12 protein-coding genes are annotated in these 13,471 nt (G+C 37.5%); 8 read left to right on the top strand and 4 right to left on the bottom strand.

The window, feature by feature from the left end:
- Positions 1 to 191: 191 nt before the first annotated feature.
- The 4 genes from jag to rpmH are packed head-to-tail and all read right to left on the bottom strand — an operon-like array spanning position 192 to position 2,225.
- A complete protein-coding gene (jag, locus tag JCM9152_RS17365) occupies positions 192 to 836 on the bottom strand; it encodes an RNA-binding cell elongation regulator Jag/EloR (RefSeq protein WP_035346609.1) in 645 nt (214 codons plus the stop codon).
- Positions 833 to 1,609, bottom strand: coding sequence for a YidC family membrane integrase SpoIIIJ (gene spoIIIJ / locus JCM9152_RS17360; protein WP_035346608.1), 777 nt, complete (start codon positions 1,607 to 1,609; stop codon positions 833 to 835). Before spoIIIJ ends, jag begins: the two co-directional genes overlap by 4 nt.
- 43 nt (positions 1,610 to 1,652) lie before the next feature.
- Positions 1,653 to 2,027, bottom strand: a complete 375-nt coding sequence (rnpA, locus tag JCM9152_RS17355) for a ribonuclease P protein component (RefSeq protein ID WP_035346607.1) — start codon at positions 2,025 to 2,027, stop codon at positions 1,653 to 1,655.
- 60 nt (positions 2,028 to 2,087) lie between these two features.
- Positions 2,088 to 2,225: a 50S ribosomal protein L34 gene (gene rpmH, locus JCM9152_RS17350; RefSeq protein WP_003323480.1), complete on the bottom strand. Its 138-nt coding sequence runs from the start codon at positions 2,223 to 2,225 to the stop codon at positions 2,088 to 2,090.
- Between the two features lie 784 nt (positions 2,226 to 3,009).
- On the opposite strand from rpmH, the gene dnaA reads away from it, so the two are divergent.
- From dnaA to JCM9152_RS17310, 8 genes are all read left to right on the top strand, one after another.
- Positions 3,010 to 4,368, top strand: coding sequence for a chromosomal replication initiator protein DnaA (gene dnaA, locus JCM9152_RS17345; protein WP_035346606.1), 1,359 nt, complete (start codon positions 3,010 to 3,012; stop codon positions 4,366 to 4,368).
- Positions 4,369 to 4,532: 164 nt separating this feature from the next.
- The gene (dnaN, locus tag JCM9152_RS17340) at positions 4,533 to 5,675 is read left to right on the top strand and encodes a DNA polymerase III subunit beta (protein WP_035346605.1); all 1,143 of its coding nucleotides are present in this window, start codon (positions 4,533 to 4,535) and stop codon (positions 5,673 to 5,675) included.
- 184 nt (positions 5,676 to 5,859) lie between these two features.
- A complete protein-coding gene (yaaA, locus tag JCM9152_RS17335; RefSeq protein WP_035346604.1) occupies positions 5,860 to 6,075 on the top strand; it encodes a S4 domain-containing protein YaaA in 216 nt (71 codons plus the stop codon).
- 12 nt (positions 6,076 to 6,087) lie between these two features.
- Complete coding sequence (recF, locus tag JCM9152_RS17330; protein WP_035346603.1) at positions 6,088 to 7,203, top strand: DNA replication/repair protein RecF; 1,116 nt, start codon at positions 6,088 to 6,090, stop codon at positions 7,201 to 7,203.
- Between the two features lie 4 nt (positions 7,204 to 7,207).
- Entirely contained in the window at positions 7,208 to 7,480 is a 273-nt protein-coding gene (gene remB, locus JCM9152_RS17325; protein WP_035346602.1) for an extracellular matrix regulator RemB, read from the top strand.
- 27 nt (positions 7,481 to 7,507) lie between these two features.
- Positions 7,508 to 9,436, top strand: a complete 1,929-nt coding sequence (gyrB, locus tag JCM9152_RS17320) for a DNA topoisomerase (ATP-hydrolyzing) subunit B (protein WP_035346629.1) — start codon at positions 7,508 to 7,510, stop codon at positions 9,434 to 9,436.
- 24 nt (positions 9,437 to 9,460) lie between these two features.
- Positions 9,461 to 11,950, top strand: coding sequence for a DNA gyrase subunit A (gene gyrA / locus JCM9152_RS17315; RefSeq protein ID WP_035346601.1), 2,490 nt, complete (start codon positions 9,461 to 9,463; stop codon positions 11,948 to 11,950).
- Positions 11,951 to 12,132: 182 nt separating this feature from the next.
- Entirely contained in the window at positions 12,133 to 13,203 is a 1,071-nt protein-coding gene (locus JCM9152_RS17310) for an HD-GYP domain-containing protein (protein ID WP_052016093.1), read from the top strand.
- The last annotated feature ends 268 nt before the right edge of the window (positions 13,204 to 13,471 follow it).

The following is a 13,471-nucleotide window of genomic DNA, read 5'->3' as shown; positions in this document are numbered from 1 at the left end:
ATCACCTCCAACAATATGATCATTGTACTATTTTTCCCCATTAATTTGTATTGAATGCTTGTTATAGAACTCCATTTACACGAAAAGGGCACTGAAAAAGTTTGGTTTTTAACTTTTTTTGTGCCCTCCACGAAAGGAAGGTGACTTAAATAGGTTTAAGTCACCTTCTACATAATATAGAACCAACACTTTTAGAGTGAGGAAGAGAATTTGTTTTCTTTCGGTAGAATCACAATGTGGCGATTAATCCCTTTCCCTTCAGAGACTGTCTCAATTCCATCATAGGATTGAAGTGTTGTATGAATCATTTTCCTCTCAGCAGCATTCATCGGCTCTAATGAGACTTTCTGTCGAGTCATTTTCGCCTTCTTCGCCAACTTAAGAGCTAGATTTTCAAGCACCTCTCGTCGTCTTTGCCGATAATTCTCTGTGTCTAATTCAATCCGTGTATATACGTCTGCTTCACGATTTGCAACAAGATTCGTTAAGAATTCCAGCGACTCTAATGTTTGTCCCCTTTTGCCAATAATTCGTCCCGTCCCTTCATTAGCAGAAAGGTTAAAACACAACGCCCGATCCGTTTCTTCCTTCTCAATCGTTGCCTCTATACCTAGGTGATCTAACGTGCCCTGTAAAAAGGAATGAGCTTTCTCAACCGGATCAGGTAGAACAAATACATCCACAACAGCTGGTTTTGAACCAAACAATCCAAAAAGACCCTTTTGTGGCTGTTCCACAACGTTATAGTCTACTTTCTCTTGTGTCGTTTGTAATTCAACTACCGCCTTTGCAATCGCATCTTCAATCGTTTTCCCTGAAACCGTCACACGTTTCACTTCTTTTTACCTCCTGTCGCTTCAGCTGTTTTATTCTTACCAACATTCGGACCAGTAATAAAGTATGTTTGTGCTATCATAAAGAGGTTCCCTACTACCCAGTATAACGTTAATGCTGTCGGGAAGAAAATCGCAAACACAAAAATCATAACCGGCATAATATATAGAAGCATTTTCATTTGTGGATTATCTGTCACCATCATCATCTTCTGTTGAACAAATGTTGTAATTCCAGCTACAACAGGTAAGATAAAAAATGGATCTGGCGCATCTAACGCAAACCACATAAACTGGTGTCCACCAATTTCCTCCGTACGCATAATCGCATGGTAGAACGCAAGTAAAATCGGCATTTGAATAAAGAGTGGCAAACAACCCGCAAGAGGATTTACTCCTTTTTCTTGGAATAGCTTCATCATCTCTTGTTGTAATTGTTGTTGTGTCTTTTGGTCTTTCGCACTGTATTTCTCTCGAAGCTTGGCCATTTCAGGCTGTACAGCTTGCATCGCTTTTGCGCTTTTCGTTTGTTTAATCATTAATGGCAAAATTAAAATACGTAAAAGAATCGTTACGATGACAATCGCCCAACCATGACCTGATTGCTCTCCAAAAATATCCGCTACAAAAAGAATGACCCAGGATAACGGATAAACAAAATACGAATCCCAAAACCCTTCACTACTACTATTAATTGGTTCTTCGATGTTAAAACAGCCGGTCATGACAAGAAGCAGCCCTATAATCATCGCAACCAATCCAAACTTCTTAATCACGTAAGTTCCTCCTTGTTTCTCTGAACATTTAAACCATCTATCGTCAAACGAGCCTACTACTCTTTTTAGATGAGTTATACTTATGTAGCACTTTCGCTTTTCTTAAAACGTGCATTAAACTTTTCTCAACTTCATGAAAACTCATCTCTGCAGTCGGTTGTCTCGCAATAACAATAAAGTCAAAACGACCTTTAATCTGATCCTGCTCCATGCGAAAACATTCACGTATATAACGTTTAATTCGATTCCGTGTAACTGCATTACCTACTTTTTTACTTACTGAAAGACCTAACCTAAAAAACAGCTGATCCTCCTTCGGTAATGTATAGAGGACAAATTGACGGTTCGCAACGGATTGACCACTTTTAAATACAATTGAAAATTCTTGACTCTTTTTTATCCGCTGTTCACTTCTCAATTTGAACGTCCTCCTTATTTTGCTCTTACTATTTAGAAAAAGACCACTGTCAACAGTGGCCTATGCAGATAATACTTTTCTTCCTTTACGACGACGACGAGCTAGTACCTTACGGCCGTTCTTTGTGCTCATACGCGCACGAAATCCATGTACCTTCTTACGCTTTCTATTATTAGGTTGAAACGTTGGTTTTCCCATTTATTACACCTCCCTGAGGATTAAACTATTCCTTAGACATTCTTGTAAATTATAAGGAAAGGAACAGGGTGTTGTCAAGGTTATAATTTAAACCCCCTTCACTACTTTTAAGCTGCATCACCTTTTTACACTCAATTCCTAATAACAAACAGATTCCATTTATAAGTTTCACAGAACTACGTTGTCTTCATTAGCGCTTTTAACCCTCTCCCTCACCACTAACCTATCATTACACCTCGTTTGACTATCCTTCAATAACTTCTACCATCTCAATAGCCTTATTCTTTCAACCTCTCTAATTCAAATCTATTTCAACATATTCCACTTTTTTTAATATCACTCTATTACATCGACCGTTTCCCACTTGTGGATAATCTTTTATGAGTTTCATTATTATCACCATCCTTACAAACAAGAAATACACATATATAGTGTTGTGGATATTACCACACTACTATATACAGGTATTTGTGGATAGATTGAACAAACCATTGATCCTATGTCTTTTTTTTGCTATGATTATTATGTTTTCACTCGTGGATAATGCAACAACCACTTTAATATATCCACAGGTTGTGGGTAATGTTGTGGACATCTGTTCTATACTGTCAATATTACTTGTCCACAGGTTGTTCAGAACCCTTCTTTTAACGTTTTTCTACTATATTATTATAAACCGTGAATATCGTTGTGTATGCATAATTATTCATTCCCCTAATCTATGCTTTGCACGACATTTTTTTGTCTCTTGAATTGATTATTTTTTAGTTAGGAGGGTAAGTTTTTGGAGAATATTCATGATTTGTGGGATAAAGCTCTTGCAGAGATCGAAAAAAAAGTTAGTAAGCCAAGCTTCGAAACTTGGTTGAAACAAACAAAAGCAAATGATATTCATGATGAAATGATTATCATTACAGCACCAAATGAATTTGCTCGCGATTGGTTAGAAGATCATTACGCTGAGCTTACATCAGATACGATTGAAGATATTACTGGAACAAGGCTTACTCCGAAATTTGTCATTCCGCAGCATGATTCAAATGAAGAGTTCGTCCCAGAACCGATAGCTAAAAAGACAAATAAGGTTGAGGAAAACGATTCATCCCCAGCTGCAACAAAAACGATGCTAAATGATAAGTATTCGTTTAACACATTCGTTATTGGATCGGGCAATCGTTTTGCCCATGCTGCGTCATTAGCAGTAGCAGAAGCGCCTGCTAAAGCTTATAATCCACTTTTTATATACGGAGGCGTCGGTTTAGGGAAAACACATTTAATGCATGCTATTGGGCATTACGTTATTGATCACAATCCAAACGCAAAAGTTGTCTATTTGTCTTCAGAGAAATTTACAAATGAATTTATTAATTCGATCCGAGATAATAAAGCTGTTCACTTTCGTAATAAATATCGCAATGTAGACGTTCTATTAATTGATGATATTCAATTTCTAGCAGGAAAAGAACAAACACAAGAGGAATTTTTCCATACTTTTAATGCACTACACGAGGAATCAAAGCAAATTGTCATTTCGAGTGATCGACCACCCAAGGAAATTCCGACATTAGAAGATCGATTACGCTCCCGGTTTGAATGGGGGCTCATTACAGATATTACACCACCAGACTTAGAAACACGTATTGCGATATTACGGAAAAAGGCGAAGGCTGAAAACCTTGATATCCCAAATGAAGTCATGCTGTATATTGCTAATCAAATTGACACAAATATTCGAGAATTAGAAGGAGCTCTTATCCGAGTTGTTGCCTATTCTTCCCTAATTAATCAAGATATGAATGCAGATTTAGCAGCAGAGGCATTGAAAGATATTATTCCAAATTCAAAGCCAAAAGTATTGACCATTACCGATATCCAACGATTAGTAGGAGAGCATTACAATGTCAAGTTAGAGGATTTCAAAGCAAAGAAACGGACAAAATCTGTCGCTTTCCCTCGTCAAATTGCGATGTACCTCTCACGCGAATTAACCGATTCTTCATTACCTAAAATCGGAAGCGAATTTGGAGGACGTGATCATACGACAGTTATCCATGCTCATGAAAAAATTACGACAATGCTCGATTCAGACCAAGAGCTACAAACAAAGATTCAAGAGTTAATTGATCTACTAAGAAATCCATAGCTGTTAACATTGTGTATAATAAAATCCGCCTATCAACATTTTACCCACATGTGGATAGCTAGTTTTTCGTATGTAGTTGCTACTTATCCACAAACTAACAGCGCCTATTACTATTACTTCTACTTTTTTTAAAAAAACTAATATATATAAGGAGTCTATTTACTATGCGTTTTTTCATTAATCGTGATCGTTTTGTTCATGATGTACAGCATGTCGCAAAAGCTGTTTCATCAAGAACAACCATGCCTATTTTAACCGGAATTAAAATTGTAGCTAAACATGATGGAATCACTTTAACAGGAAGTGATTCAGATATTACTATCGAAACTTTTATCCCAAATGAAGAAGAAGGAACTGAGATCGTTCGTATTGAAGAACAAGGAAGTATCGTATTGCAAGCGAAATTTTTCGCTGAAATTATCAAAAAATTACCTGGTGACGAAGTTGAAGTTCAAGTCCAAGACCCATTAACAGCAACCATTCGTTCAGCATCTTCTGTTTTTAATTTAAATGGATTAGACCCTGAAGAATATCCGAGGCTTCCTCAAATTCAAGAAGACCAAGTTTTTAAACTGCCACAAAATATGTTTAAAAACATTATTCGACAAACGGTTTTCGCGGTGTCCACTCAGGAAACACGTCCGGTGTTGACAGGTGTAAACTTAGAACTGGAAGAAGGTGTGCTACTCTGTACTGCAACAGATAGTCATAGGTTAGCCCAAAGAAAGGCAACGATAGAAATGAATGACCAATCATTGCAACTATCCAATATAGTCATACCTGGTCGAAGCTTAAATGAATTAAATAAAATTATAGACGACTCCAATGAGTACATAGAATTTGTCGTGACTGAGAGTCAAATTCTATTTAAGATCAAGCATATGCTCTTTTTCTCTAGATTGCTTGAAGGGAAATACCCTGTTACAAAAGGAATGATTCCTAACCAATCAAAAACGTCGATCACGTTGAAAACAAAACCGTTTCTGCATACTCTTGAGCGTGCTCTCTTGCTATCAAGAGAGGGGAAAAATAATGTAGTAACTCTTAAAACAATTGAAGATAATGAAATTGAAATTACATCCATTTCACCGGAAATTGGAAAAGTGGTTGAACGTGTACAATCTACTGAAATAACAGGGGAAGAAATGAGAATATCCTTTAATGGGAAAAATATTATTGATGCATTAAAAGTTATTGATAGTGAAGATATTCTCATAACATTTACAGGAGCTATGAGTCCTTTTGTTATTCGTCCCGTTGACGAAGATCATTATTTGCATTTATTTTCCCCGGTTCGAACGTATTAAAGTGAGTTCATCATCAAAGCTAATAAAATGACTTGGCTATCTGAGCGAGGTTTAGTACAATAGTAAGAAAGATAAATGTAACGTTTAGTACAAGACAGCATTTCACTTCACATGATTTGCTGTCTTGCTTTGCTAAAGTAAGATGGGCTTCTAATCTCTATCTAGAAAAGAAAGTTGTGATCATATGGAAAAAATCGTCATTTCAACAGCTTACATAACATTAGGACAAGCCTTAAAGGAAATAGGGGTCATTGATACAGGCGGTATGGCTAAATGGTATTTATCAGAATATGCAGTCTATGTAAATGGGGAAGAAGAAAACCGTCGGGGGAAGAAGCTTGTTCCTGGTGATGAAATTCTATTAGAGGATGGATCACGAGTTGAAATTACTGCAAATTAGGGGGAATCCCTTTTGGAAATAACCGACCTTACTATTCGTCAATACCGTAATTATCAACGGGTAGAATTGAACTTTGATCCGTCCATTACTATTTTTATTGGTGAGAATGCTCAAGGGAAAACAAATGTATTAGAAGCGATCTATGTATTAGCACTAGCTAAATCCCATCGGACTTCAAAGGATAAAGAATTGATAGCGTGGGATGAGGATTTTGCAAGAATTGAAGGACATTTTAAAAAGCGAAATGGTCCGATGAGCTTAGAATTAATTTTGTCGAACAAAGGAAAAAAAGGCAAAGTAAACGGCTTAGAGCAAAAAAAGCTAAGTGAATACATTGGAGCAGCTAATGTTGTGATGTTTGCCCCAGAAGATTTGAACTTAGTAAAAGGCAGTCCTCAAGTAAGAAGGAAATTTCTTGACATGGAGCTAGGGCAAATTAGTCAAGTGTACCTTCATCATCTTGCTCTTTACCATAAGGTGTTGGTTCAACGTAATCATTTGTTAAAGTCGTTGCAAGCTCAAGCTGGTTCGAAGGAAATGCTAGATGTGCTGACAGAGCAATTGATTGTGTTAGCTGCAGAGGTGACGTATCGCCGATTTGCTTTTGTGAAGCAATTGCAAGAATGGGCAGAATCAATCCATCATGATATTAGTAGAGGGAAAGAACAATTAGAAATTCGTTACCTTCCTTCGTCAAACGTATTAGACACTATGGATTTGTCGAAACTAAGAGAAGAATTTCATGCAACGTATAAAGAGAAAAAAGAACAAGAAATACGTAGAGGGGTTACTCTGTTTGGGCCACATCGAGATGACCTCGGCTTTTTTGTGAATGGACGCAACATTCAAACGTTTGGCTCGCAAGGACAACAGCGAACAACGGCTCTAGCTGTTAAATTAGCCGAAATTGAATTGATTTATGCAGAGATTGGTGAATATCCTATTTTGCTCTTAGATGATGTGTTATCAGAATTAGATGATTACAGACAATCACATTTATTACAAACGATACGCAAAAAGGTTCAGACATTTGTCACAACAACGAACATTGATGGAATAGATCATGCAATATTATCAGATTCAGTCGTATATGATGTAGTAGAAGGAACGATAAATCAGAGGCGGTGAAAGGATGTTTATCCATTTAGGCGGAGATATTATGGTTCGTTCAAAAGAGATTATTGCAATATTGAACCATGATGCGAAGGAACAAGCTATAACAGCTGATTTCTTAAAGCAAGAGGAGAAGTCGAAACAGACAACAGTTATTTCGTCTGATTATATTAAGTCAATTGTTTTAACAAATAAAGAAATCTACTACTCACCTGTTTCTTCGTTAACTCTTAATCGAAGAGCACAAGGACATATGGAGATTCAATTAGATAAAGAAGAGATAGATTCGTAAGACAAAAAGCGAATTTGATCAATGAGAATGAGGGTGAATGAAGTGACAGGACAACAATCATATGATGAAAGTCAAATTCAAGTACTAGAAGGTCTTGAAGCTGTTCGAAAACGACCAGGAATGTATATTGGTTCAACGAGCTCTCGTGGCTTACACCATTTAGTTTGGGAAATTGTTGATAATAGTATAGATGAAGCGATGGCTGGTCATTGTAATACCATTACCGTTTCAATTGAAGCAGATAATAGTATTCGCGTTGAAGATAATGGACGTGGGATCCCAGTTGGAATTCACGAGAAAATGGGGCGGCCTGCTGTTGAAGTCATTATGACCGTTCTCCATGCAGGTGGTAAATTTGGTGGCGGTGGCTATAAAGTTTCCGGTGGTTTACATGGCGTAGGTGCATCAGTTGTAAATGCGTTATCGACGTCTTTAGAAGTGAATGTCCATCGCGATGGACAAGTTTATTATCAGAAATATGAACGAGGAGTGCCTTCAGCAGATTTGAAGGTCGTCGGCGAAACAGACAAAACTGGGACAATCATTCAATTTAAGCCAGACCCAGAGATTTTCCAAGAGACGATTGCTTATGAGTACGATATTCTTGCAAGCCGCTTAAGAGAATTAGCGTTCTTAAATAAAGGCTTAACGATTCATATTGAAGATTTAAGAGAAGAAGAAAGTAATCGCAACACCTACTTTTATGAAGGTGGAATCGCATCATTTGTTGAGCATTTAAATCGCAAGCGTGAAGTGCTTCATGAAGAACCGATTCATATTGAAGGAGAAAAAGATGGAATCACGGTTGAAGTAGCGGTTCAATACAATGATAGCTTTGCTAGTAACATTTATTCTTTTGCAAATAATATTAATACTCATGAAGGTGGAACACATGAGTCAGGCTTTAAAACTGGTTTAACACGAGTGATCAATGATTATGCACGGAAAAATAACTTATTTAAAGAGGCAGATCCTAATTTGACAGGTGAAGATGTTCGTGAAGGATTAACAGCGATTATCTCCGTGAAAATCCCTGACCCTCAATTTGAAGGGCAAACGAAGACGAAGCTAGGTAATAGTGAGGCTCGTACGATTACTGATTCACTATTTAGCGAACGTTTTTCGCGTTTTCTCGTTGAAAATCCTCAAGTAGCGAAACGAATTGTTGAGAAAGGACTTATGGCCTCGCGAGCGCGTGAAGCAGCGAAGAAAGCAAGAGAATTAACGAGAAGAAAGAGTGCACTTGAAGTAAGCTCCTTACCTGGTAAATTAGCTGATTGTTCATCGAAGGATGCATCGATTAGTGAAATTTATATCGTTGAGGGGGATTCGGCAGGTGGTTCTGCTAAACAAGGGCGTGATCGCCATTTCCAAGCGATTCTTCCACTAAGAGGTAAAATTATCAACGTGGAAAAAGCAAGGTTAGATAAGATCTTAGCCAATAATGAAATTCGGGCAATGATCACGGCGTTTGGAACCGGCATTGGTGATGATTTTGATATTGAAAAAGCACGTTATCATAAGATTATTATTATGACAGATGCTGATGTTGATGGTGCTCATATTCGGACGTTGATTTTGACATTCTTCTATCGATATATGAGACCTTTAATTGAGAAAGGCTATGTATATATTGCCCAACCGCCATTGTATAAGTTAGCAAAAGGGCGTGAAGTGTCTTACGTATACAGTGATAAAGAGTTGGACGAAGCACTGAAGGATTTGACAGATAAGAGCAAAGTTGGAATTCAGCGCTACAAAGGTCTAGGAGAGATGAATCCTACTCAATTATGGGAAACAACAATGGACCCTGAACACCGAACGGTATTACAAGTAACATTAGAAGATGCGATGAAAGCCGATGAAATTTTTGAAGTGCTTATGGGAGATCGAGTTGAGCCTCGTCGGGACTTCATTCAAGAAAATGCTCAATATGTAGAAAATCTTGATATTTAGGCTTAAGATGGAGGTTTATAATTAATGGCTGAGCAAGATCAATCTAGAGTTAAAGAACGTAACATAAGTCAGGAAATGAAATCGTCGTTTATGGATTACGCGATGAGTGTTATTGTGAGTCGGGCCTTACCTGATGCAAGAGATGGGTTAAAACCGGTTCATCGCCGTATTCTATATGCGATGAATGAGCTTGGAATGACTCCAGACAAAGCATACAAAAAATCAGCACGTATCGTTGGAGAAGTTATTGGTAAGTACCATCCTCATGGTGATTCAGCTGTATATGAAACAATGGTTCGGATGGCACAAGATTTTAGTTATCGTTATATGTTGGTTGATGGACATGGGAACTTTGGTTCAGTTGATGGTGATTCAGCAGCTGCCATGCGTTATACGGAAGCAAAAATGTCCAAGATTTCAATGGAACTTGTTCGAGATATTAATAAGGATACGATTGATTATCAAGATAACTATGATGGCTCAGAGCGAGAACCTATCGTTCTACCTGCTCGTTTTCCGAATTTACTTGTGAACGGTGCTTCTGGAATTGCAGTTGGGATGGCGACGAATATCCCCCCTCACCAATTAGGAGAAGTGATCGATGGTGTACTTGCTCTTTCACGTGATCGAGAGTTAACGATCGAGGACTTAATGGAGCATATTCCTGGTCCCGATTTTCCAACAGGCGCAGAGATATTAGGGCGATCGGGAATTAGAAAAGCTTACCAAACAGGGAAGGGTTCTATCACATTACGTGCGCAAACGTCTATTGAAGAGCACAACGGGAAGCAACGAATTATTGTGACAGAGATTCCTTATCAAGTGAATAAAGCACGATTAATTGAGAAGATTGCTGAGCTTGTTCGTGATAAAAAAATTGATGGTATTACGGATCTGCGTGACGAATCCGATCGTACTGGTATGCGTATTGTCATTGAAATGCGACGAGATGTGAATGCCAATGTATTGTTGAACAACCTATTTAAGCAAACAGCTTTACAAACAAGCTTTGGAATTAATTTGTTAGCACTTGTTCAAGGACAACCAAAGGTCCTTAATTTGAAGGAGTGTTTAGAGCATTACCTCGATCACCAAATTGTTGTTATTAGAAGAAGAACTGCTTTTGAATTGAAAAAAGCCGAAGCGCGCGCCCACATTTTAGAAGGTCTTCGTATAGCGTTAGACCATCTTGATGAGGTTATTGAATTAATTCGTGCTTCTCAAACAACAGAATTAGCACGAAATGGTTTAATGGAACGCTTTGAATTAAGCTATGAGCAAGCGCAAGCGATTCTAGATATGAGATTGCAACGACTTACTGGTTTAGAACGTGACAAGATTGAAAATGAATATAAAGAGTTAATTGCCAGAATTGCTGAGCTTAAGGCTATTTTAGCGGATGAGGAGAAAGTACTTGAAATCATTCGTGAAGAGCTATTAGAAGTTAAAGAAAAATACAACGATAGTCGTCGAACGATTATTTCGATGAGTGAGGATCACCTCGAAGATGAAGATTTAATCCCACGTCAAAATGTCGTCATTACGATTTCGCATCACGGCTATATTAAGCGTATGCCTATTTCAACTTATCGGAACCAAAAACGTGGAGGAAAAGGAATTCAAGGGATGGGGACGAATGATAATGATTTTGTTCAGCATCTATTTACGACAAATTCCCACCATACCATTCTATTCTTCACGAATAAAGGGAAGGTCTATCGTTTAAAGGGATATGAGATTCCTGAATTAGGAAGAACAGCAAAAGGGATTCCAATTATTAACTTGCTACAAATTGAACAAGGCGAGTCGATTAGTACAGTTATACCGATTGAGGAGTTTACTGAAGATGCATACTTGTTCTTTGCAACAAAGCATGGTGTAACTAAGCGTACAGAGCTTTCGCATTTTGCTAACATCCGTAAAGGTGGACTTTTTGCTATAACTCTTCGAGAGCACGATGAATTACATGGTGTTCGATTGACGAACGGTAGTCGTGAGATCATGATCGGGACGAAACAAGGAATGTCGATTCGTTTCCCAGAGAATGATGTCCGTTTAATGGGACGTACTGCTGCAGGTGTAAAAGGGATTACACTTGGGGACGATGATTGTGTTGTAGGGATGGATATTGTTGAAGAGGATCATGATGTTCTTATCGTAACAGAAAAGGGCTACGGAAAAAGAACACCGATTGAAGAATACCGTATCCAAAATCGTGGAGGAAAAGGAATTAAAACATGTAATATTACTGAGAAAAATGGTTCCGTTGTTGCTCTAAAGGTGGTTTCTAATCATCACGATGTTATGATTATTACGGTAAGTGGTGTTGTTATTAGAACGAATGTAGAAGGCATCTCAGTGACAGGACGTAACACACAAGGGGTTACTTTAATCCGTGTGAATGAAGGGGAAGAGGTAGCGACTGTTGCGCGTGTGAATATTGATGATGAGGATGCTGACGATTCGATTGAAGATGAAATTGATTCAAATGAAATTGAAAACGACGAATCATAATTCGTTTGTATTCATTGGCAGACAATAAAGGTTGTGCCAATCAAAAGGGCAATGGAAAAGGTTCCTTTTCACCTTTTTCAATGCCCTCATCAGTTAGTAAGCTTTTTTCACACTATTTATTGGTAACTAAATGAGATGGAGTTCTTCATTAGAATACTGTTTGTATGGGGAGGGTGTGGGTTATGGAAGTGAAATTAAGCCAAGTAGAGCCAGGTTGTATTACAAGTAAAGATGTGAAAGGGTTAACTAAGCTACCATTGGTGAAAGAAAATACAACCCTGACCGTTGAATTACTTACAGTTCTAGAAGCCTTTATGGTGGAGACCATCCATGTGAAATCAATAAAATCAAACGGTGAACGATTTTTACCCGACAAAATAGAAGATCATAAGCATGAAGAGTCAGTTGATTTTGTATCTATGTATTTAAATGCTGTAAAGAACTATGAATCTTTGTTTCAAACATGGCAAGCAGGACAAAAAGTAGAGTTATACAAAGTGAGAGCTGTTCTGCTTCCTTTATTGGACCAAGTAAAAAAGGAACATTATAAATTAGTTTATTTGCATCACTATAGCACGAAGGACCATTATTTATATCATCATGGTATTTATGTTGGGATACTTTCCTATTATTTAGCGTATAAGTTAAATTATCCTCATGCGGAATGTGTGCAAATTGGTTTAGCTGGTACTTTAGCTGATATTGGAATGGCGAAGATGACACCGAGATTATTGCACAAAGATGAATCCTTAAATAGTCAAGAATATGAAGAAATAAAAAAGCACCCTGTCTATAGTTATAATATGATTAAAGGACAGACTGGAATAACAGATTTAATAACATTGGCTGTGCTACAGCATCATGAGCGTAATGATGGTAGTGGTTATCCATTAGGAATAAAAGAAGATAAAATTCACCGTTTCGGTCAAATTGTAGCGGTTGCTGATGTGTATCATGCTATGACATCTGAACGTCACTATCGAAGGAAACGTTCTCCTTTCCAAGTGCTAGAAGAAATTTCTATGGGGCAGTTTGGTAAATTTGACTATAACGTCACTCAAGCGTTGATGCAAAGTATTAATTATATTTCTTATGGAAACCGCGTTAGACTTTCTAATGGAGAAGAGGCGCAAATTATTTTCTTCGATGAACAGCATCCTACTAGACCATTAGTTAAACTACCATCAGGTGAAATTATTAATCTAGTACAGAATCATTCTCTGTTTATTGCTGAATTAATTGATAATAATTGATTGGATGTTAAAGGGGAAAAAGTGAAGTATTTGGTGCTCTGAAATAATCAAATAAGGTTAAACTCTTCAATTGGCTATTTAAATGAGTTGAAGCAATGTGGTTTTATTTGCCTTTGTTGAAAGAAAATAGATTATAATTTTTTAAAAAAAGATTTGACGTGTATAAATGAACATGGTATATTATTAAAAGTCGCTTGAGAGCGATGTGAAAAAAGCTCTTTGAAAACTGAACAAAAGCCAAGCGAAAAAGAGACAATTGTTGTGAGGA

The sequence above is a fragment of the Halalkalibacter hemicellulosilyticusJCM 9152 genome, assembly GCF_000513115.1.
Classification (GTDB): Bacteria; Bacillota; Bacilli; order Bacillales; family Bacillaceae_D; genus Halalkalibacter; species Halalkalibacter hemicellulosilyticus.
The sequence above is the reverse complement of the archived record's forward strand: the minus strand, read 5'-3'. Positions and strand labels throughout refer to the sequence as shown.

What these genes read in the sequence shown, in the direction of transcription:
- dnaN (WP_035346605.1), top strand. Translation starts at nt 4,533, where the DNA reads ATGCGTTTTTTCATTAATCGTGATCGTTTTGTTCATGATGTACAGCAT.
- gyrA (WP_035346601.1), top strand. Translation starts at nt 9,461, where the DNA reads ATGGCTGAGCAAGATCAATCTAGAGTTAAAGAACGTAACATAAGTCAG.
- yaaA (WP_035346604.1), top strand. Translation starts at nt 5,860, where the DNA reads ATGGAAAAAATCGTCATTTCAACAGCTTACATAACATTAGGACAAGCC.
- rpmH (WP_003323480.1), bottom strand. Translation starts at nt 2,225, where the DNA reads ATGGGAAAACCAACGTTTCAACCTAATAATAGAAAGCGTAAGAAGGTA.
- gyrB (WP_035346629.1), top strand. Translation starts at nt 7,508, where the DNA reads ATGAGGGTGAATGAAGTGACAGGACAACAATCATATGATGAAAGTCAA.
- remB (WP_035346602.1), top strand. Translation starts at nt 7,208, where the DNA reads ATGTTTATCCATTTAGGCGGAGATATTATGGTTCGTTCAAAAGAGATT.
- JCM9152_RS17310 (WP_052016093.1), top strand. Translation starts at nt 12,133, where the DNA reads ATGGAAGTGAAATTAAGCCAAGTAGAGCCAGGTTGTATTACAAGTAAA.